Source organism: Mycobacterium riyadhense, assembly GCF_963853645.1.
Lineage (GTDB): Bacteria > Actinomycetota > Actinomycetes > Mycobacteriales > Mycobacteriaceae > Mycobacterium > Mycobacterium riyadhense.
The window spans coordinates 5,284,458-5,304,219 of the sequence record NZ_OY970456.1 but is presented as its reverse complement, the minus strand read 5'-3'; the positions used below and the strand labels follow the sequence as shown (position 1 = coordinate 5,304,219).

The 19,762-nt window shown below is 64.6% G+C and carries 20 protein-coding genes; 17 read left to right on the top strand and 3 right to left on the bottom strand.

Translation table 11 applies throughout. The annotated features are described in order from the left end of the window. Position 1 precedes the first annotated feature (1 nt). Positions 2 to 991, top strand: coding sequence for a cyclase family protein (locus tag AADZ78_RS23355; RefSeq protein WP_085250614.1), 990 nt, complete (start codon positions 2 to 4; stop codon positions 989 to 991). Beyond that, the gene (locus AADZ78_RS23350; RefSeq protein ID WP_085250615.1) at positions 991 to 1,815 is read left to right on the top strand and encodes an alpha/beta fold hydrolase; all 825 of its coding nucleotides are present in this window, start codon (positions 991 to 993) and stop codon (positions 1,813 to 1,815) included. Before AADZ78_RS23355 ends, AADZ78_RS23350 begins: the two co-directional genes overlap by 1 nt. A 53-nt stretch (positions 1,816 to 1,868) precedes the next feature. On the opposite strand, the gene AADZ78_RS23345 is transcribed toward AADZ78_RS23350, so the two are convergent. Further along, positions 1,869 to 3,485, bottom strand: a complete 1,617-nt coding sequence (locus AADZ78_RS23345) for a multicopper oxidase family protein (RefSeq protein WP_085250616.1) — start codon at positions 3,483 to 3,485, stop codon at positions 1,869 to 1,871. 120 nt (positions 3,486 to 3,605) lie between these two features. On the opposite strand from AADZ78_RS23345, the gene AADZ78_RS23340 reads away from it, so the two are divergent. The 5 genes from AADZ78_RS23340 to AADZ78_RS23320 all read left to right on the top strand — a co-directional run bounded on the left by AADZ78_RS23340 (position 3,606) and on the right by AADZ78_RS23320 (position 7,190). Next, the gene (locus AADZ78_RS23340; RefSeq protein ID WP_275578859.1) at positions 3,606 to 4,013 is read left to right on the top strand and encodes a hypothetical protein; all 408 of its coding nucleotides are present in this window, start codon (positions 3,606 to 3,608) and stop codon (positions 4,011 to 4,013) included. Positions 4,014 to 4,176: 163 nt separating this feature from the next. Then, positions 4,177 to 5,295, top strand: coding sequence for a PLP-dependent cysteine synthase family protein (locus tag AADZ78_RS23335; RefSeq protein ID WP_139828725.1), 1,119 nt, complete (start codon positions 4,177 to 4,179; stop codon positions 5,293 to 5,295). Beyond that, entirely contained in the window at positions 5,295 to 6,560 is a 1,266-nt protein-coding gene (locus tag AADZ78_RS23330; RefSeq protein ID WP_085250618.1) for an MDR family MFS transporter, read from the top strand. Before AADZ78_RS23335 ends, AADZ78_RS23330 begins: the two co-directional genes overlap by 1 nt. A 58-nt stretch (positions 6,561 to 6,618) precedes the next feature. Beyond that, on the top strand, positions 6,619 to 6,975 hold the full coding sequence (locus tag AADZ78_RS23325; RefSeq protein WP_085250619.1) for a PPE domain-containing protein: 357 nt from the start codon (positions 6,619 to 6,621) through the stop codon (positions 6,973 to 6,975). A gap of 5 nt (positions 6,976 to 6,980) precedes the next feature. After that, a complete protein-coding gene (locus tag AADZ78_RS23320) occupies positions 6,981 to 7,190 on the top strand; it encodes a hypothetical protein (RefSeq protein WP_085250620.1) in 210 nt (69 codons plus the stop codon). A gap of 9 nt (positions 7,191 to 7,199) precedes the next feature. On the opposite strand, the gene AADZ78_RS23315 is transcribed toward AADZ78_RS23320, so the two are convergent. Continuing rightward, entirely contained in the window at positions 7,200 to 7,922 is a 723-nt protein-coding gene (locus AADZ78_RS23315) for an SDR family NAD(P)-dependent oxidoreductase (protein WP_085250621.1), read from the bottom strand. Between the two features lie 12 nt (positions 7,923 to 7,934). Then, positions 7,935 to 8,705 carry an SDR family oxidoreductase gene (locus AADZ78_RS23310; protein WP_085250622.1) on the bottom strand — a complete coding sequence of 257 codons (771 nt, stop codon included), beginning with the start codon at positions 8,703 to 8,705 and terminating at the stop codon, positions 7,935 to 7,937. A 171-nt stretch (positions 8,706 to 8,876) separates the two neighbouring features. On the opposite strand from AADZ78_RS23310, the gene AADZ78_RS23305 reads away from it, so the two are divergent. The 10 genes from AADZ78_RS23305 to AADZ78_RS23260 all read left to right on the top strand — a co-directional run bounded on the left by AADZ78_RS23305 (position 8,877) and on the right by AADZ78_RS23260 (position 19,718). Then, on the top strand, positions 8,877 to 9,674 hold the full coding sequence (locus AADZ78_RS23305; protein ID WP_085250623.1) for an SDR family NAD(P)-dependent oxidoreductase: 798 nt from the start codon (positions 8,877 to 8,879) through the stop codon (positions 9,672 to 9,674). A gap of 99 nt (positions 9,675 to 9,773) precedes the next feature. Further along, positions 9,774 to 10,598 carry an SDR family NAD(P)-dependent oxidoreductase gene (locus AADZ78_RS23300; RefSeq protein WP_085250624.1) on the top strand — a complete coding sequence of 275 codons (825 nt, stop codon included), beginning with the start codon at positions 9,774 to 9,776 and terminating at the stop codon, positions 10,596 to 10,598. A gap of 87 nt (positions 10,599 to 10,685) precedes the next feature. Further along, entirely contained in the window at positions 10,686 to 11,342 is a 657-nt protein-coding gene (locus tag AADZ78_RS23295) for a TetR family transcriptional regulator (protein ID WP_085250625.1), read from the top strand. Positions 11,343 to 11,352: 10 nt separating this feature from the next. Continuing rightward, positions 11,353 to 11,550 carry a ferredoxin gene (locus AADZ78_RS23290; protein WP_085250626.1) on the top strand — a complete coding sequence of 66 codons (198 nt, stop codon included), beginning with the start codon at positions 11,353 to 11,355 and terminating at the stop codon, positions 11,548 to 11,550. Positions 11,551 to 11,612: 62 nt separating this feature from the next. Continuing rightward, the gene (locus AADZ78_RS23285; protein WP_139828726.1) at positions 11,613 to 12,797 is read left to right on the top strand and encodes a cytochrome P450; all 1,185 of its coding nucleotides are present in this window, start codon (positions 11,613 to 11,615) and stop codon (positions 12,795 to 12,797) included. Between the two features lie 143 nt (positions 12,798 to 12,940). Continuing rightward, entirely contained in the window at positions 12,941 to 14,002 is a 1,062-nt protein-coding gene (locus AADZ78_RS23280; RefSeq protein ID WP_239656816.1) for an amidohydrolase family protein, read from the top strand. 2 nt (positions 14,003 to 14,004) lie between these two features. Then, on the top strand, positions 14,005 to 15,234 hold the full coding sequence (locus tag AADZ78_RS23275; protein WP_085250628.1) for a M24 family metallopeptidase: 1,230 nt from the start codon (positions 14,005 to 14,007) through the stop codon (positions 15,232 to 15,234). Then, complete coding sequence (locus AADZ78_RS23270; RefSeq protein ID WP_085250629.1) at positions 15,224 to 16,339, top strand: M24 family metallopeptidase; 1,116 nt, start codon at positions 15,224 to 15,226, stop codon at positions 16,337 to 16,339. The genes AADZ78_RS23275 and AADZ78_RS23270 overlap by 11 nt, the downstream gene beginning before the upstream one ends. A 2-nt stretch (positions 16,340 to 16,341) precedes the next feature. Beyond that, positions 16,342 to 17,322, top strand: coding sequence for an enoyl-CoA hydratase/isomerase family protein (locus tag AADZ78_RS23265; RefSeq protein WP_085250714.1), 981 nt, complete (start codon positions 16,342 to 16,344; stop codon positions 17,320 to 17,322). Beyond that, positions 17,322 to 19,718: a CaiB/BaiF CoA-transferase family protein gene (locus AADZ78_RS23260; protein WP_204801791.1), complete on the top strand. Its 2,397-nt coding sequence runs from the start codon at positions 17,322 to 17,324 to the stop codon at positions 19,716 to 19,718. Before AADZ78_RS23265 ends, AADZ78_RS23260 begins: the two co-directional genes overlap by 1 nt. The last annotated feature ends 44 nt before the right edge of the window (positions 19,719 to 19,762 follow it).

The window sequence follows — 19,762 nt, the reverse complement described above, 5'->3', positions numbered from 1 at the left end:
CATGGCTAGCATGGCCGACTTTCGGCGGGTCGCCAGCGATCTCAGCAATTGGGGACGATGGGGAGACGACGACGAGCTCGGGACGCTGAATTTCATTACCGCCGACAAGGTTCAGCAGGCCGCCAGCCTGGTCCGGCACGGCAAGGTGTTCCCCCTGGGCGTCGACTTCGGATCGTCAGGACCGCAGGGCGCCTACGGATTCCGGCACAATCCCATCCATCTGATGACCGTGGACGGCGGCGACGCGAACACACTGGCCCAGTACGGGCCCGGGTGGGAGCAAAACCCGACGGCGAAGCAGATGGGAAACTACCTCGTTGACAATCCGTTTCGCTTCAACGACGACATGATCATCATGCCGCTGCAGGCGGCCACTCAGTGGGATGCGTTGTCGCACGTCTATTACGACGACCAGCTCTACAATGGCTTCCCCGCGGGCTCGGTTACCAGTCTGGGGGCCTTCCACTGCGGCATTGACAAGGTCGACGTCAAGGGCATCACGTCGCGCGGTGTATTGCTCGACCTGGTCCGCCATCGGGGCGCCGACGTCTTCCTCGAGCACGGAAACCCGATTACACCCGAAGAACTGGACGACGTGGTTCGTGCCCAGCGGGTGACGATCGAGCGGGGCGACATCGTGTTGGTTCGAACCGGTTGGTGGGCAAGGTTTCTCATGACCGGTAACAAGAGTGAGCCGTACTCCGGGCTGGATTGGCGATGCGCCCAGTGGCTGCACGATCACGAGGTCGCCGCGGTCGCGGCCGACAACCTTCAGGTCGAAGACCCGGTATCCGGCGTCGCGGGCCTGTTCTTGCCGCTGCACCTGCTGTGCCTGCGTGACATGGGGCTGATGCTCGGCGAGTATTGGGATCTCACCGCGCTGGCGGCCGACTGCGCGGCCGACGGTGTCTATGAGTTCCAGCTCGTCGCGCCACCTTTGAGATTTGTGGGAGCCGTGGGTTCGCCGGTGAATCCGATCGCGATCAAGTGATGGAGATTCAACGCCGGACTATCGCCGTCGACGGCCTGCACACCAGCTATCTGGAGGCGGGTGAAGGCGACCCGATGGTGTTGCTGCACGGTGGCGAGTTCGGTGCCAACGCCGAATTGGGCTGGGAGCGCAACATTGCCGCGCTCGCAGCGCAGTACCGAGTCTTGGCGCCGGATCAGCTCGGGTTTGGACAATCGGCGAAGGTCATTGACTTCGTCAACAGCCGAGCCATGCGCATTCGGCATGTGGCGCGCTTCTGCGAGGTGCTTGGAATTGGCTCCGCCCACTTCGTCGGCAACTCGATGGGCGCCGTCAACATGCTCACCGACGCCACGTCGGAGGCGCCCCTGTTGCCGATCCGGACGTTGGTCGCCATCTGCGGCGGCGGAGAGATCCAACAGAATCGGCACTTTGAGGCCCTTCAGCAGTACGACGCGAGCCTGCCAGCGATGCGCCGCGTCGTCGAGGCATTGTTTTACGACGCGGGTTATCCAGCCGACGATGACTATGTGTGGCGTCGCTACGAGTCGAGCATCGCGCCCGGTGCGTGGGAAGCGGTGGCAGCGGCCCGGTTTCGTCGTCCCAATGCACCACCGCCGGCGGTTCCGTCAAGCGCACGGCCGTACGAGCGCATCGATGTTCCGGCATTGATCGTCGAGGGCGGCAACGACAAGCTGCTTCCGTCCGGTTGGGCCGCGCAAATCGCCAAGCAGATCAACGGCGGGCGTTCGGTGGTGGTCGAGGCAGCCGGCCACTGCCCACAAATCGAGCAGTCTTCGGCCGTCAACGAGTTACTGCTCACCTTTTTCCGCGAGCAGACGTAAAAGCCCCCGTTTCGTGCCGAAACGAGGGGCTTTTACGTCTGCTCGCGGGTGCCCTACAGTGTGTAGTCCAGCAGCGTCATCATGCCGGCATCCTGGTGATAGGTGTTGTGGCAGTGCATGACCCACTCGCCGGGGTTGTTGGCGACCAGCACAGCGCGGACCTTCTGCTTGGGCAGCACGATGACGGTGTCCTTGCGGGGGCCAAGGGTTCCGTCGGCCTTCATCACCTGAAAGGTATGGCCGTGTAGGTGAATTGGGTGCCACATCATGGTGGCGTTGTCGAACGTGAGGGTCGGGCGCTGGCCCTGTCGCACGTGCAGCGGTTTGGTCTTGCTGTAGGGCTCACCGTTGATCGTCCAGTCGTACTTCGCCATCGTGCCGCCCAGGACCACCGGCAAGTTCAGATTCGGTTCGGGACGACCCAGATTGGCGGTGCTTGAGGCGATAAACGTCTCGACGGTACCCACCCGTTTGTTGAGTTCGGCCGGCCTGAACTGCGGATCGGGCGGGCTGCCGGCCCCGGTCGAGAGCAGCGCGCGCGCCAGGGCGTTCTTGCCTTCCGCGGCCGCGACCAGTGGAAATACGCCGTCGCCCGCGGTCACGACGACGTCGTAGCGTTCGGCCATGCCGATCAGCAGGGCGTCGACCGGGGTGGGAAGCACCGGGTAACCGTCGGTGTGGGTCACAATCATGGTGTGGCCGGCGAGGGCGACTCGGAACGCGGTGTCGGAGGCGGTGTTGATGAACCGGATACGGATCCGCTGGCGGGGTTTCGCGCTGAAGGAGCTGGGCGCCGCCGGAATCCGCCCGTTGACCAGATAGTACGGGTAGGCGATGTCACCGGCGTCGCCGCCGAGTAAGTCGCTGGTGCCGACTTCGCCCCCCGGCATCCCAGGCATTCCTGGCATCCCTGTCCCGGTAGTCGTAGTCGTCCCAGTGGTCGTCCCAGTGGTCGTGGTCGTGGTCGTGGTGGTGGTAGTCGTAGTCGTGGTAGGACTAGTAGTCGTAGTCGTGGGCTTGTTCGGATCGGTCAGTTGCTCAAAGAGCTGTTGTGGGCTCTTGCCGACGCCATCGGTCCAATCGTCAAGGATGACAATCCATTCCGCGTCATACCGCAGTGGTTCGGTCGGATCGTCAACGATCACCGGCAGATAGAGCCCCATATCGGAGTCCAGCCCCGTGTGCGGATGGGCCCAGTAGGTGCCAGGGTCCGGGACGGAGAACCGATAGGTGAAGTCTTGGCCCGCACCGATGTTCGGGGTGGCGGGCTCGGCGCCGTCCATGTCGTTGCGCAGTGCGATGCCGTGCCAATGCACCGACGTCGGGCGGTCGAGCCGGTTGTGCACCGCCACGACCAGCTCATCACCAACGGTTGCGCGGATCAGGGGCCCTGGGACGGCGTTACCGTAGGCCAGCGTGTGGACGATCGGCCCGCCCAGGTCGATCACCGCCTGTTGCGGGGTCAAATTGGCGGTCACCGTCCGCCCACTGTGCGGCCGGGCAGCCTCGGCCGCGGCAATAGCGTCCGCCATCGCCGCCCTGCCCGCCGGCTGGTTTTTCGAATGGCACCCGGCCAGCGCGAACCCGCCGGCGATACCGGCGCCGATGAAGCCCCGCCTACTGAGCTGTACTCCGTCGAAGGGGTGACCGCTCGTTGGCAGTACCGGCATTGACCGCTCCTCGTCTTGAGTTGATTCGGAACCGCGCTCTTACCCTGCTAGGACATCGGGCATTGCGCAACCATAAAGTCGTCTTTACATGATACCCATAGGGGGTATACAGTGAGCGCCATGAAAGGCCGACGCGTGGTGGTTAGGCGATCCGCGATCGCCGCGGTCGCCCTGGCCTGGGTTGTGGCCGCGATAGCTGCTCAATGCTGGCTGCCCCAGATGCACCGCCACGCGACTCATCCAAACCATCCGCTGGTGACATCCGTGGGCAAAGAGTTCGCGGTCAACGCCGACCACCAGCACCTCTCGGACAACTCCACGCCGCCGTGCCCGGAGCAGTTGGCGACCGCGGTGCTTCCGCGGTGGGCCGCGCAGGCGTCGGCAGCCGCCGCCGTCGCGGTGGCCGTGGGCGTCGCGGGTGTGCTTACCTGCCTCGTCGTGCGGGCAGGGCGCGGGCCGCCCGCTGCGCTAATTTCCGCTCGCACCGGTCAAGACCTGTTGACTCGCTTCTGCCTGGCTCGTCGCTGACTGGTCAGCGCCAGGCCTGGCATGGCCATTGTGGCCATTCGCCACTGCCGGTGACCGCTGACCGCACATCAACCGCTGCGCATAACGCGTGGCCCATGCAGAAGCGACGACAACCATGAACAATCCCCGAATCGTCATCCCCAACCGTTCGCACCGCACCTCGGTGCGGTCGCGCCAGACCCGCGACCGGTACCCCCTCGTCCCCGAGGGGTATCACCTCACTCCCGGCCGGAATCGCCACCCCGGCAACATGGTCGGCAACACCCCAGTGCTCTGGATCCCAGGGCTCTCACAACCCTTCGGCTCCGACCGTGGTTTCTGGGCGAAGCTCGAAGGATTCAATCCCGGTGGGATGAAAGACCGCCCCGCTATGCACATGGTCGAACGGGCCCGTGCCCGCGGCGACCTCGGACCTGGTAGCGCAATCATCGAATCAACTAGCGGCACATTGGGATTGGGGCTGGCCCTGGCCGGGAACGTGTACCGGCACCCGGTCACCCTGGTCACCGACCCGGGTTTGGAGCCCATCATCGCGCGGATGTTGACCGCCTACGGCGCCCGAGTCGACATGGTGACCGAACCGCACCCGGTCGGCGGCTGGCAACAGGCACGCAAAGACCGGGTCGCGCAGCTCATGGCCGCCGACCCCGGCGCGTGGAACCCTAACCAGTACAGCAACCCCGACAACATCGACGCCTACCGACCGCTGGCCGGTGAACTACGCGCCCAGCTTGGGCGCGTTGATGTCCTGGTGTGCTCGGTGGGTACCGGGGGGCATTCGGCCGGCGTGGCACGAGTGCTTCGGGAGTTCAACCCGGACATGCAGTTGATCGGCGTGGACACCATCGGGTCCACCATCTTCGGCCAGCCCGCGTCGAGCAGGCTGATGCGCGGCCTGGGTTCGAGCATCTATCCCGGCAACGTCGATTACGGGGCATTCAACGAAGTGCATTGGGTTGCTCCCGCCGAAGCCGTCTGGGCGGCCCGCACCATGGCCGCCACCCACTACGCCAGCGGCGGATGGAGCGTCGGGGCGGTCGCGCTGGTTGCCGGATGGGCCGCGCGAAAATTGCCGTCCGGCACCACTATCGCCGCGATTTTCCCCGATGGCCCGCAACGCTATTTCGACACCGTCTACAACGACGAATACTGCAACGAGCACGAACTGCTCGGCGGGCAACCCCCGACCGAACCCGACCAGATCCCCTCGCCCACAGACGCGGTGGTAAGCCGGTGGACACGCACCACCACAGTGATCAACCCAACCCAGGTGGTGTCGTGATGGGATTGCTGGCCCAGTTCCGCAGCTTCAACCGTCCCAGCCGGGTGCTGATGATCAACCAGTTCGGCATCAACATGGGCTTCTACATGCTGATGCCATACCTGGCTGACTACCTGGCGGGCCCACTCGGACTCGCAGCATGGGCCGTGGGTCTGGTGTTGGGGGTGCGCAATTTCACGCAACAGGGCATGTTCTTCGTGGGCGGCACGCTCGCCGATCGGTTCGGCTACAAACCGCTGATCGTGGCGGGATGTCTGGTCCGCACCGGCGGGTTCGCGCTGCTGGCGGTTGCCCAATCGCTGCCCGGTCTGCTGATTGCGTCGGCTGCCACGGGTTTCGCCGGAGCCCTGTTCAACCCCGCGGTGCGCGCCTACGTCGCGGCCGACTCCGGTGACCGCAAAATCGAGGCATTCGCGATGTTCAACATCTTCTACCAGTCGGGGATCTTGCTCGGCCCGCTGGTGGGATTGGCGTTGTTAGCGTTGAACTTCCGGATGACCGTCCTGGGCGCTGCTGCAGTGTTCGCCGTGCTGACCGTCGCGCAGCTGTTGGCACTGCCCCAGCATCTGACCGACCTCGAGGGCGAAAAGAGGTCGATCCTGCAGGGCTGGCGGATGGTCGTTCGCAACCGCTCGTTCCTGTGGTTCGCGGCTGCCATGACCGGCGTCTATGTGCTGTCGTTTCAAATGTATCTGGCGCTTCCCATGCAGGCGTCGATGCTGGCGCCAGGCCACCAAGCTGTCCTGGTGGCTGTGATGTTTGCGGTGTCCGGCCTGGTCGCCATTGCCGGCCAGCTGCGGATCACTCGTTGGTTCGCTGCGCGGTGGGGAGCCGGGCGCAGCCTGGTGGTCGGCGCGGCGATCCTGGCGGGGTCCTTCGTACCGCTGGCGGTGATCCCGAACGGCGAACGGTTCGGAACGCTTGCGGGAGTTGCGGTGTTGTTGGTCTCGGCGGCCATGCTGGCGATCGCGTCCGCGGCGTTGTTCCCTTTCGAAATGCGCGCCGTGGTCGCGCTGTCGGGCGATCGAATGGTGGCGACTCACTACGGCTTCTACAGCACCATTGTGGGAATCGGAATCCTCGTCGGCAATCTCGCGGTCGGGTCGCTCATGACCGCCGCGCACCGCTGGAATGCCGATGAACTCGTGTGGAGCGGCCTCATCCTTGTGGGGCTCGTCGCGGTGTTCGGACTCTACCGACTGGACGGGTCGGGACCCCGCCCGTCCGTCGTGCCGTCAAGTCGCCTGATCACGATTGGCAGGTAGTCCCGTAACGATTTCGGTCGACCCTTGTTTCTTGCCGCCGGAGGTCAATTCCGCCCGAATGCACTCAGGCCCCGGCTCAGCGCCGATGCTGGTCGCCGCGGCGGCCTTGGACAAATTGGCCGACGACTTGTATAGCATTGCGGCGTCCTACAGTTCGGTCCTGTGGACACTAGGCTGGCTGACGAGTACCGCGGCTCAGGCTGAGCACATCACTGCTCAAGCCAGAACCGCTGCCAGCACATCCGACACGGCCTTCGCCGCCACGGTGACCCCGCCGGAAATTGCGGCCAGCCGTGCTCGAATGGCATCGCTGATCGCGGGAAATGTGTCAGTCAAGACATCCCGGCGATCACGGCCCTCGAGGCCGAGTACGGGGATATGTAGGCACAGGATGCCGCTGCGATGTATCGCTTGAGCCCCATGTCACCGGTCACCGCCTTTGCCGCCGCTATCGGTTCGCCGGTGAGTATGACATCGTCGGAGACCTCGGCCGCCATAGTTAGCCAGAAGACGCCGGGTCACCATGTGAAGGCGTTGGCCGGGTGGGGCCACGGTCAGTTGGTTGTTAGCTTGGTGGTGCCGGGCAGCTGGGGACCGGCCGCGTTTGGTTCGCTGGGATCGATTGCCTGACCTGAGAGCTCAGACGGCTGCGCCGCCGCCGTCGACGTGCAGGGTCGAACCGGTGATAAAGCTGGATCGGGGAGAGCTCAGAAATAGTACGGCCTCGGCGATCTCGGCAGCGAACGCGGTGCGGCCCAGCGGCAAGGCTCTTCCGAGTTCTTCGTTGATGTCGCCCCATTCAGCGGCGACACCCTGCGTGCGGGTTGGACCCGGCGCGACGCTGTTCACGCGCACCCCTCGCGGCCCGAACTCGGCGGCCCAGGTGCGGGTTAGCGATTCCACGGCGGCCTTGGAGGCGCTGTAGCCCGATGCGCCGGGGATTCCTTTGAAAGCCGCCATGGTGGTGATGTTGACGATGCTGCCACGTCCGCGCCGCAGCATTGCGGGTACCAGGCCGGCGACCAGGAAGTAGGCGCCGCGAACGTTGGTATCGAACATCGACTCAAAGACGGCCATGTCCTGGTCGACGGTCAACGAGGACGGAAAGCTCGCGGCGTTGTTGACGATGATGTCGACCTCGCCGCATTGCTGTACAAGCGAATTCACCGACCCGGCGTCTGCCATGTCAGCTTGGACGAATCGCGCGTTGCCGCCGATAGTCTCGGCCGCTTGCTCACCTCGGGCTCGGTTGCGGCCCGTGATGATCACGGCGGCTCCTTGGCTTGCGAGCAGGCGCGCAGACTCCAGTCCGATGCCCGCCGTTCCGCCGGTGATTACTGCAGTGTGGCCCACTAGTTCCACCGGACGTCGTTCCTAACGAGTAGCGCTGGGTAGGTTAGCGGCGGCCCAGTCGCTGAAGTGAGTCTCGAAGATCGTCACCTCTTCACCGTCGACGGGAACGATGCTGCGGTCGTCGAGCACGGCACCAAAATACGGGGCAGTTGGGTCGGTCACGACCTGACGCGAATCACCTTGTGCAGCAAGGCCAGCACGGGCGAGGTCATCCATGCCGAACTTATCGGGTCCCGCGATATTGGTAATCCCGTTGAGCGGCTGGCCGATCGCCGCTCGCGTGACTGCGGTGGCGACGTCCTTGGCGGCGATAGGCTGGATTGCCGCATCGTGTGATAGTCGCACGATGTCTCCGTCGGTTGCCGAATCGGCGATCCCGAGGACGAATTCGAAGAACTGGGTCGCGCGCACGATCGAGTACGGGGCACCCGACTCCTCGATTAGCTTCTCCTGGGCGGCCTTGGCCCGTAGGTAGCCGCTGCCCGGCACCCGGTCGGTGCCGACGATCGACAACGCGACGTGATGCCGCACGCCGGCGGCCCGCTCCGCCGCGAGCAGATTCCGAGTCGAGGTGGTGAAGAAGTTCATCACGTCGTCGTCGGCCCAGGATGGCGAGTTGGACACATCCACTACCGTGTCCATGCCGGCGACCGCTTCGGCAAGGCCTTCGCCGGTCACGGTGTTGACGCCTGAGCTCGGCGATGCCGAGACAGGCTCGTGTCCCAGCTCGCGGAGCTGGGCGACAACCTGCGATCCGATCAGTCCGCTGCCACCGATAACCAAAACCTTCATGATTGGGCCTTTCCACGTTTCCCGATGAACTCCTCCGGTCCAGCATGGCCTATCCGGGGACTGGTGGAGCCTGGAGAGTCCGTAGTCACGGGCTGCGCAAAGCCTGCACCGCGGAGCCGCCGTTAAATCAATTGCTTGACTTAACACTGTCCGCGCGGATTAACTCGTCGTGTGGGCAACGAACTGGCGGCCAAAGTCGCCGTCGTGACCGGCGGGGCCTCGGGAATCGGTCGCGGCATCGTAGAGCGGTTTGTGGCCGAGGGTGCCCGGGTCGTGATCGCCGATATCCAACAAGACCTGGGCCAGGAGCTGGCGAGCGCGCTCGGCGACGCGGCCGCTTTCGAGCCGACCGACGTCGCCGATCCCGGACAGGTCGCGGCACTGGTCGCAATGGCGGTCGAGAAGTTCGGTGGTTTGCACATCATGGTGAACAACGCCGGCGTCTCCGGGACCATGCACCGCCGGCTTTTTGACGACGATCTCGCCGACTTCCATCGCATCATGGCGGTCAACGTTCTGGGCGTGATGACTGGTACCCGGGATGCCGGTCGGCACATGGCCGCGCACGGTGGGGGATCGATTATCAATCTGACCTCGATCGGCGGGATCCAGGCCGGCGGCGGCGTGATGACCTATCGCGCCTCCAAGGCGGCGGTCATCCATTTCACAAAGTCCGCCGCAATTGACTTGGCTTACCACGAAATTCGGGTCAACGCGATCGCTCCGGGCAACATACCCACCCCGTTGCTGGCTACGTCGGCGGCGAATCTGGATCCGGCGGAGGTCGAACGGTTCGAGGCGAAGATTCGTCAGACGATGCGCGACGACCGGCCGCTGAAGCGCGAGGGCGCTCCCGGCGACATCGCGGAGGCGGCACTGTATTTCGCCAGCGAACGGTCGCGCTATATCACCGGTACCGTGCTGCCGGTCGACGGGGGTACGGTCGCGGGCAAGGTGATTCGATACTAGGCACGTGCGCCGAACGTGCACTCGGAGTGGATTTTCCGCAATGTTTTCGCACATGGTGCACGTTGGCGACGTTCGGACATGACTCAAAGGAGCCAGACAATGGGCGGATTCGGCGGAAAGGTTGCCGTTGTCACCGGCGCGGGTTCAGGTATCGGACGGGCTCTGGCGGTCGAGCTGGCTCGATCCGGCGCGCGGCTGGCGATCAGCGACATAGCTGCCGACGGACTAGCGCGGACCAAAGAGCTCATGCGGAACGGCGCGGAAGTGCGGGCTGACCGGCTCGACGTCACCGAGCGCGCGGCGTTCCTCGCCTACGCCGACACGGTCAAGGACCACTTCGGCAAGGTCAACCAGATCTACAACATTGCCGGTATCGCGTTCCTGGGTGATATAGAAGTCAGTCAGTTCAAGGACATTGAGAAGGTACTGGACGTCGACTACTGGGGTGTGGTCAATGGAACAAAGGCATTCTTGCCGCACCTCATCGCGTCTGGCGACGGCCATATCGTCAACATGTCGAGCATGTTCGGTTTGTACGGCGTACCGGGTCAGGCCGCGTACAACTCGGCGAAGTTCGCGGTTCGTGGCTTTACCGAGGCGCTCCGCCAAGAGATGGCGTTGGCGGGCCACCCCGTGGCGGTCACGGTGGTGCATCCCGGATATGTCAAGACGGCGATCGCGCGCAACGCCGCACATGCCGAGGGCGTTGACAAGGAAGCCGGAGTCAAGGTCTTCGAGAAGGTCGCCACCACCAGTGCCGAACGCGCGGCGCGGACCATCCTGAAGGCGGTCCGCAAGAAGAAGGGCCGCGTAGTGGTGGGCCCGGACGCCAAGGCCCTGGACTTGCTTGTCCGTATCGCTCCGGTTGGCTACCAGCGCATCGTCGCGCCGCTGACGGCACGCTTCCAATCCTCGTCACGCTAGACGCGGCCGACGGGCCGCCCAGCGACCCCCGTGACGATTTAAATCAATCGCTTGACTTAATACCCGTGGACGCGGTTGACTGGGGAAATGACCACAGCCGGCAGGCAGGTCCGCAGCGACCGGGCCACTTCCACGCAGGAGGCAATCCTGGCGGCGGCCGAGCGATTGTTCGCCGAGCACGGCGTCTTCGCGGTTTCCAACAGGCAGGTCAGCGAGGCAGCCGGTCAGGGCAACAACGCCGCGGTCGGCTATCACTTCGGCACCAAAGCGGACCTGGTTCGCGCGATCGAGCACAAGCATCGCGGCCCCGTCGAGCGGCTGCGGGAGCAAATGGTGGCCGCCCTCGATGATTCCGCGGGAATGCGGGACTGGGTGGCCTGCCTGGTGCGACCGCTCACCGAGCACTTGGAGGCCCTCGGCAATCCCACCTGGTACGCCCGCTTCGTCGCGCAGGCGATGACCGATCCCGCCTATCACAACATCATCGTCAAGGACGCGCTCAGTTCCCCGTCGCTGGTTCAGGTTGTCGACGGCATCAGCAGCTGCCTTCCCGATCTGCCGGTCGACGTGCGATTCGAACGAAACATCATGGCCCGCAACCTATTGATGCACACCTGCGCCGATCTTGAGCGCGCGCTCGCTGCGGGCGCATCGATGCCCCGGCATTCCTGGCGGGCGGCCGCGACGGGCCTCATCGATGCGATCGTGGGCCTGTGGCTGGCGCCGGTGACTCCGCACGAGTGAAGAGAACGCAATGAAAGTGATTGTTGACCAAGGCATTTGCGCTTCATCGGGCAACTGCGTCAGGACCGCGCCCGAAGTTTTCGATCAACGCGATGAGGACGGCGTCGTCGTTCTGCTCACTGCGAGCCCACCGGCTGGGCTCGCCGAGGGCGCTCGCAAGGCTGCCGCCTGCTGCCCGGCATTGGCGATCCAGATCATCGAGGAGTGACGGTGTCCGACGCGCTGGCGACGACGAGGCTGGATTGGGGGACCGATATCCCCGAGTACCCGATGGCCAGGGCCGCGGGCTGTCCGTTCGCCCCACCGCCGGACGTCATGGCGCTGGCGGAACGAAAGCCGCTGTCTAGGGTTCGGATCTGGGATGGCAGTACACCGTGGCTGATCACGGGATACGAGGAATGCCGGGAGCTGTTCTCCGATTCCCGCGTCAGCGTTGATGACCGGGCGCCCGGGTTTCCGCACTGGAACGCCGGGATGTTGGCCACGGTGCACAAGCGCCCGCGATCGGTCTTCACCTCCGACGGCGAGGAGCACACTCGCTTTCGGCGAATGCTGTCGAAACCGTTCACGTTCAAGCGGGTTGAGGGCCTGCGCCCGACCATCCAGCAGATCACCGACGTTCACATCGACGCGATGCTGGCCGGGCCCCAGCCGGCGGACCTTGTCAGCACGCTGGCGCTGCCGGTCCCGTCGCTGGTGATCAGCCAGCTGCTCGGGGTGCCATACGAGGACTCCGAGATGTTTCAGCGCCACGCCAACATCGGCCTGGCGCGCTACGCGACCGGTGCGGAAACCGTCAAAGGCGCTATCGGCCTGCACAAATACTTGGCTCGGCTGGTGGAGACCAAGATGGAGACCCCGGCCGAAGACGCGGTTTCCGATCTGGCCGAACGGGTCAAGGCCGGCGAGCTCAGCGTAAGAGAGGCCGCCCAATTGGGTACCGGCTTGCTGATCGCCGGACATGAGACCACCGCGAACATGATCGGCCTCGGTGTGCTTGCGCTGCTGGAAAACCCGGACCAGGCCACCGTCCTGCGCGAAGCCGAAGACCCCAAGGTTGTCGCGAACGCGGTGGAGGAAATGCTGCGCTACCTCAGCATCATCCAAAATGGCCAGCGCCGCGTCGCTCTCGAAGACATCAACATCGCCGGAGAGGTCATCCGCGCCGGCGAAGGCATCGTGATCGACCTGGCACCGGCCAACTGGGATCCGGGGACGTTCTCCGAACCCGATCGGCTGTACCTGCATCGCTCGGGCGCCGACCGCAACGTCGCCTTTGGTTACGGCAGGCACCAATGTGTTGGCCAGCAGCTGGCCCGCGCGGAGCTGCAGATCGTGTACCGAACGCTGTTACGCCGGGTTCCGACGCTGGCACTGGCGGTCCCGGTCGCCGACATCCCGTTCAAGCATGACCGGCTGGCTTACGGAGTCTACGAACTGCCGGTTACCTGGTAAGTACGCTCGAAATTGCCGATCCGAATGGAGGGCCCGTGATGTCGACGCCGACCGTTTCGCTCTACCCGCCCGGAGGCTTTGGCGCACCGAAGGATCGCCATGGCCACGCCAACGGCAGCGACGTGGGTTTGCCGGAAGGGACCGTGGTTTTCTCCGCGGACAACCACATCTCCTTGGCCGCAGACATCTTCTACGAGCGGTTCCCGGAGGACCTCAAGGAGAAGGCGCCGCGCATCTGGTACGAGGACGGTGCCTATCAAGTCGGGCGCAAGGGGCAGTCGTTTCTGCCGGGCGATTTCAGCGCGGTACTGATGCAGTACGACGACCTGCCGGGCGCCGCCAGCACCAACATCGAGGCTCGCATCCAGGAGTTGCACGACGACGGCGTCGAGAAGGAACTCGCCTTCCCCAACGCGATCCTCGCGCTATTCCACTACCCCGACAAGAAGCTTCGCGAACTCTCGTTCCGGATCTACAACGAATACATCGCGGAACTCCAACAGCGCTCCAACGGCCACTTCTACGGAGCCGGGCTGATCAATTGGTGGGATCCGCAAGGGACTCGCCGGACACTGGGGGAACTGAAGGCATTGGGGCTCAAGACGTTTCTGATGCCGCTCAACCCGGGCAGGGACGACGACGACAACGCGATCGACTACGCGAGCACCACGATGAGCGCGGTCTGGGACGAGATCGAAGCATCCGGTATTCCGCTAGCCCACCACATCGGAGAAACGCCACCGAAGAGTCCATGCCAGTTCAACAGCGTCGTCGTCGGAATGATGATCAACATCGACGGATTCCGGGAAATGTTTGCCAAGTACATCTTTGGCGGCATCCTCGACCGCCATCCGAGGTTGCGCATCGGCTGGTTCGAAGGCGGAATCGCTTGGGTGCCGTGGGCGCTACAAGATGCCGAGCACCTGGTGGCGTCGTATCAGCACATGTTCAACCGGCCGCTGGAGCACGACGTGCGGTACTACTGGGACAAGCACATGAGCGCGTCGTTCATGGTCGATCCGCTGGGGCTGGAGTTGATCGATCGCATTGGGGTCAACAAGGTCATGTGGTCGTCGGATTATCCGCACAACGAAAGCACGTACGGCTATTCCGAAAAATCCTTGGCGGCCGTCGTTGCCGCCGTCGGGCCGGATAACGCGGCCCGGATTGTCAGCGGCAATATCACCGAACTCCTTGGGCTGTAACTATGTTCGCGCAGTCGGCGCCGCCTGCAATCGAGATCCCCGAAGTGCCCGATCTGGCCCGGATGCGCCGGGAAACCGGCGCACGGCTTCGGTCGGCGATGCGCGAACACGGCGTCGACGCCATGATCCTGCTGGGCAACAACGCCGTGGTCTATGCCACCGGAACCAGTTGGCCGCTGGGTGATGCCGGATTGTCCCACGTCGAGCGGCCGGTAGCCGTGGTGCTCGCCGACGACGAGTGGCCGCACCTGTTTCTGCCGTTTCGTGAGGGCGCCTCACACGAGTCGGACCTACCGCCCGATCACCTGCACGGCCCGGTCTATCTCGAATTCGAGGAAGGCGTACGGAATTTCGCCCGTGTGCTGGCCGACCTGATTCCGGCCGGAGCGGTGCTCGCTGTCGACGAGCTCACCGGTGCCATGTCTCGTGCGCGGAAGCTGTTGTTTGGCAGCAATGTTCCCGGTGACGCCGCATCCGTAGTGAGTGCGGCCAAGGTAGTCAAGACGCCCGACGAACTGGCCTGCCTCCGCATGGCCATCCGGATCACCGACGAGGCGATGGTCGACGTGCACAAGGCGCTGGCCCCTGGTATCCGCCAGATCGACCTGTCGGCAGGCTTTCTGCGCCGCGCCTTTGAGTTGGGTGCCACGGCCAGCATGCTCGAACCGATCTGGCAGGTGATGCCGCATAGCAAGGCCGAGGGTGTGTGGACAACGCATGGCGACCTAGCGCTGCCGTTGCTGACCACGGAGCGCGAACTGGCCGACGGCGACGTGCTGTGGACCGACGTCAGCATCACCTACCGTGGCTATTGTTCGGACTTCGGCCGAACCTGGATCGTCGGGCGTGACCCGACTCCGCGGCAGCAGGCGCAGTTCGACAAATGGCACGAGATCATGACCGCCGTGCTAGCAGTGGCCCGCGCTGGAGCGACCGCCGCCGATCTGGGTCGCGCCGCGACCGCCGCCAACGGCGGATCCCGGCCTTGGTTGCCGCACTTCTACCTGGGCCACGGCATCGGGGTCAATGCGGCCGAAATGCCGATGATTGGAACCGATCTCGGTGACGAGTTCGACGAGAACTTCGTGCTGCAACCCGGCATGGTGCTGGTCTTGGAGCCGGTGGTCTGGGAGGACGGCACCGGCGGCTACCGCAGTGAAGAGGTGCTGGTGATCACGGAGGAAGGTTCGACACGGTTGACCGACTACCCGTATGACCCCTATGTCAACTGAAGTCCTGCCGGACGATCCCGCGCTGCGCTTGGGGCGACGGAACCGAGCCCTGGCGCAAATGGCGGACCACGATCTCGATGTGCTGGTCCTCGGCCGGCAGGCGAACGTCCGCTACGTCACTGGCGCGCCGCAGCTGTGGGTCGCCGGGACAAGGCCGTTCGGCCCGACCTGTGTACTGGTACGAGACAGCGGCGCCATTCACCTACTCAGCACCTGGGACGAAGGAGTTCCCGACGACATCCCCCACGAGAATCTATACGGCATCTCGTGGAACCCGGCCAACACGATCTCGGCGCTGCAACGTATCGAGGGCGCGGCCAGCGCTCGGCGCGTCGGAACCGACGCAATGTCACCGGTTTTCGCGCAGCTGCTGCCGACAGCGTTTCCCAACGCCGAGCTGGTCGACGGCGAGCTGGCCATGCGTGCGGCCCGCAGGATCAAGACCGACGAGGAAATCCGCGCCCTGCGAGAGGCGATTACGGTAGCCGAGAAAGGCTTAGCCGCCGCGGTCTCCGAACTGCGGCCCGGGATCAGCGAACAGACCCTGGCCGGGGTGTTGTTGGAGGCGGTGGCCGCCGGGGGCGTGAGCACCCCGTCGAATCAGGATGTCGCGTGGGTGACTTCGCGCGATCACCCGTGGCGGCGGGCTACCGGAAACGGTCGCGTTCAGTCCGGTGACTTGGTGGCCTTTTCCGCCGGCGTCCTGGCCGGTGGTTACATCGGTGAGGTTGGCCGGACCTGGCCGGTCGGTGGCACTGCGCACGCGGCGCTGTACCACCGCTGGGATACATTGTGGGCCAGGTTGTTACAGACATGCCGGCCGGGCACGGCAGCCACCGAGTTGCTCGCCGCCTACGGCCTCGCTGGAGAGCCGCTGCCGCCGATGCCGGTGGCCCGGGGTCTGGGTATGGGCTTCGACCCGCCGGTCATCTCACCGGAGCTACCGGAGACGGCGGCGGGAGAACGTCTGCAGCCTGGAATGGTTCTTGCGGTAACGGGTTACGTCTGGGAACCGGGGATCGGTGCGGTGTTCGGCCGCGAAGCCGTGTTGATCACGGCCGACGGCGCCGAGGTGCTGACCTGCAGCCCGTTCTGGCAGGCCTAGTCATGGCCGCACGATCAGAGCCTCCGGCGGAAAAGATCATCGGGTACAGCAAGGATGCTAAGACACGCATCGCCACCATCACCTTCGACCGACCGGACCAACTCAACGCGCCCACCATTGCCGCCCGGCTGCGCTACGCGGATCTGTTGCACCGCGCCAGCATCGACGACGAGGTCAAGGTGCTGGTGGTCCGCGGCGCGGGCGAGGATCTGGGCTCGGGTGCCGACCTCAGCGAGGTCATGCGGGTGCAGAAGATGGTCGACCAAGGGCCACGGCTGGCCGAATACCGCGTCGGCTCCGATGAAGTCAGCTATCCACCCAAAGGTTCATTTCGGCACGGCGCCACCGTCGGCCAGTGGTACGCCAACCCCAACTCGGGGATACGCAGCCTGCAGGACTTCAAGAAGATCTCCATCCTGGAGGTGAAAGGCTACTGCTACGGCTGGCACTTCTATCAGGCGGCCGACGCGGACCTGGTGATCGCCAGCGACGACGCGCTGTTCGGGCACCCGTCGTTCCGGTATTACGGATGGGGCCCACGCATGTGGTGGTGGGCGCAGACCATGGGCATCCGCAAGTTTCAGGAAATGGTGTTTACCGGAAGGCCTTTCACCGCCGCTGAGATGCATGACTGCAACTTTCTCAACAGCGTGGTGCCCCGCGATCAACTCGAAGCCGAGGTGGAGAAGTACGCCCTGGCTTGCGCGCGGAATCGGCCCACCGACACGGTGTTCCTGCAGAAGGTCTTCTTCGAAATCATGAAGCAGTTCCAGGGTGAATACCTGGGCAGCGTGCTCAGCGGCGTCTTTGAATCGATGGGCGGCCAAGCGCGCCCGGATACCGACGACACGTTCATGCTCGATGACGCCATTGCGCAGGGCCTGGGTGGCGCGGTCAAAGACAACGACGGCAACTTCCCACCGGAATGGCGGCTGAGCAAGAAGGAGCGCAAGCGAGCCTCCAAGAAGAACAGGCAGGGCTAGTGCTCGAACCACCGTTGGCCGGCTATACGGTCGTCGACCTTTCCACCGGAATTGCGGGTGCCTACTGCACCAAACTGCTCGCCGACGGCGGCGCCCATGTCATCAAAGTCGAACCACCAGAAGGCGATCCGCTGCGTTTCTGGTCGGCCTCGGGTGCCACGATCCGGCCCGGCGTCGACGGCGCCTTGTTCAATTTCCTGGCCGGGTCAAAGCACAGTGTCGTCGCCGATCCCGAGATCGGCGACGACATCGAGTTGGTTGATCGGCTGCTGGCGGCGGCAGACGCGGCCGTGTGGTCCGCCGGGTCGAAAGTGGCCGGGTATCACAGCTTTACGCCGGATGCGATTCATCGCCTTCACCCGCACCTGACCGTCACGTCGATTACGCCCTTCGGGTTGCACGGCCCGTGGCGCGATCGTGCCGCAACCGAGTTCACGCTGCAAGCGTGGTCGGGCGGAATCATCGGGTTGGGACGTGGCGCGCCGGAGCGGGCGCCGGTGTTCGTTGGCGGTCAGGTCGGGGAGTACCTGGCCGGGGCCTACGCGAGTGCGGCAACCCTGGTCTCGCGGTACCACAACGCTGGTCAGCTGATCGATCTGTCGATGCTGGAGACGCAGATTCTATGTCTGACCTACTATCCCGTGACATATTTCGAAGTGCTTGGCCGGCCGTGGCGCGACGCCCGGCGGCTCACGGTGCCCGGCGTGGCGCCCGCGGCAGACGGCCTGGTCGACCTCGGCTGTGGCACCGCGCAGCAGTGGTCTGACCTGTGCGCCATGGTAGGTCACCCGGAGTGGATCGACGAGGACTCGCCGCTTTCGATAACCGAGCTGGCCAATCTCTACGCCGACGAGATCTATGCGTGGGTGCGCGATCACTCGGTTGACGAAATCCGGGAACTCGCCACGGCTTTCCGGATTCCCAACGCGCCGGTTGCCAACGGCGCCAATATCGCGTCACTGGACCACTTCGCTGAGCGTGGTTCGTTCGTGTGCAATGCGCGCGACGGATTCCAGCAGCCGGGCCACCCATACCGGATGCGGCCCGCACAACTTCGCCAGCCTGGCCCGGCGCCGAGGCTTGGTGAGCACACCGCGGTGTACCAGGCAGCCAGTATGAACACCCGTCCGGCGCCCGCGGCGTCGGATCCGGCAACGGCGTTGCCGCTGAGTGGACTTCGGGTGCTAGACATGACCACGTTCTGGGCGGGCCCGTGCTGCACCCACTTCCTGGCGATGCTCGGCGCCGAGGTAATCCACCTCGAATCCGCCCGTCGCCCCGATGGCACCCGGCTCATCGCCGGGGTGCCGGCAACCGAAGACCAGTGGTGGGAGAAGTCGCCGATCTTCGCGGCGCTGAACACCAACAAGAAGGGCCTAACGCTGGACCTGCAAAGTCCACGCGGGCGAGAGTTGCTACACCGGCTGATTGCGACCTGCGATGTGATCGCGGAGAATTTCACTCCTCGGGTGCTGGACCAGATCGGGCTGGATTTTGCAGCGGTGCAATCGATCCGGCCCGACGCCATCCTGTTGCGAATGCCCGGCTTCGGCCTCGACGGGCCATGGCGCGACAATCCGGCGTTCGCGTACGTCATCGAGTCCGCTTCCGGCGTCAGTTGGTTGACCGGCTACCCCGATCGGCCTCCCTACGAGCCCTATTCCGTCGGCGATCCCAACGCGGGTGTGCATGCACTCAATGCCCTGCTGCTGGCATTGGAGCACCGCCGCCGTACCGGTCAGGGCGTCTTGGTGGAAGCGGCGATGGTCGATGCCGCACTCAACATTTCCGCCGAGCAGATCATCGAGTATTCCGCGTACGGGGCAGTGCTGCAGCGGGCAGGCAATAGGGGACCAACGGCGGCACCGCAGAACCTCTACAGCACCGCCGACATTGATGAATTCGGTCGTCTGGATAGTCGGGTCGCCATCGCGGTGGCTACCGACGAACAGTGGCAACGATTGCGCGATGCGCTTGGATCACCCTCGTGGGCAATGGATCCGGCGCTGTCCACCGCAGCTGGCCGGCGTGAGCACGAGGACCTCATCGACGGACACCTCGCCGCCTGGTGTGAGCGCCGCAGCGGCGACGAGATCGTCGCGACCCTGTGGCACGCCGGTGTTCCGGTGGCCAAGGTCATGCAGCCGCACCGCCAGACCGAGCTGGCTCAGCTAGCGTTTCGCGGGTTCTTCGAAGTCGTCGACCACCCGGTGAACGGCCCGGCTAGGCTCAGCACCGTGCCGATAAGATTGTCCGGGGGCCCTGACCGATTCCACGTTCGGCCCGCGCCGTTGCTGGGACAGCATAACCATGAGCTGCTGGCCGAACTGGGCTTGACGGGCGAGCAGATCGCGGAGCTGGAGGCGGATGGTGTGATCGGCCGGGCACCGCGGTGACTATCGGCGCGAGCAGACGCAAAAGCCCCCATTTCCGCCGGAAA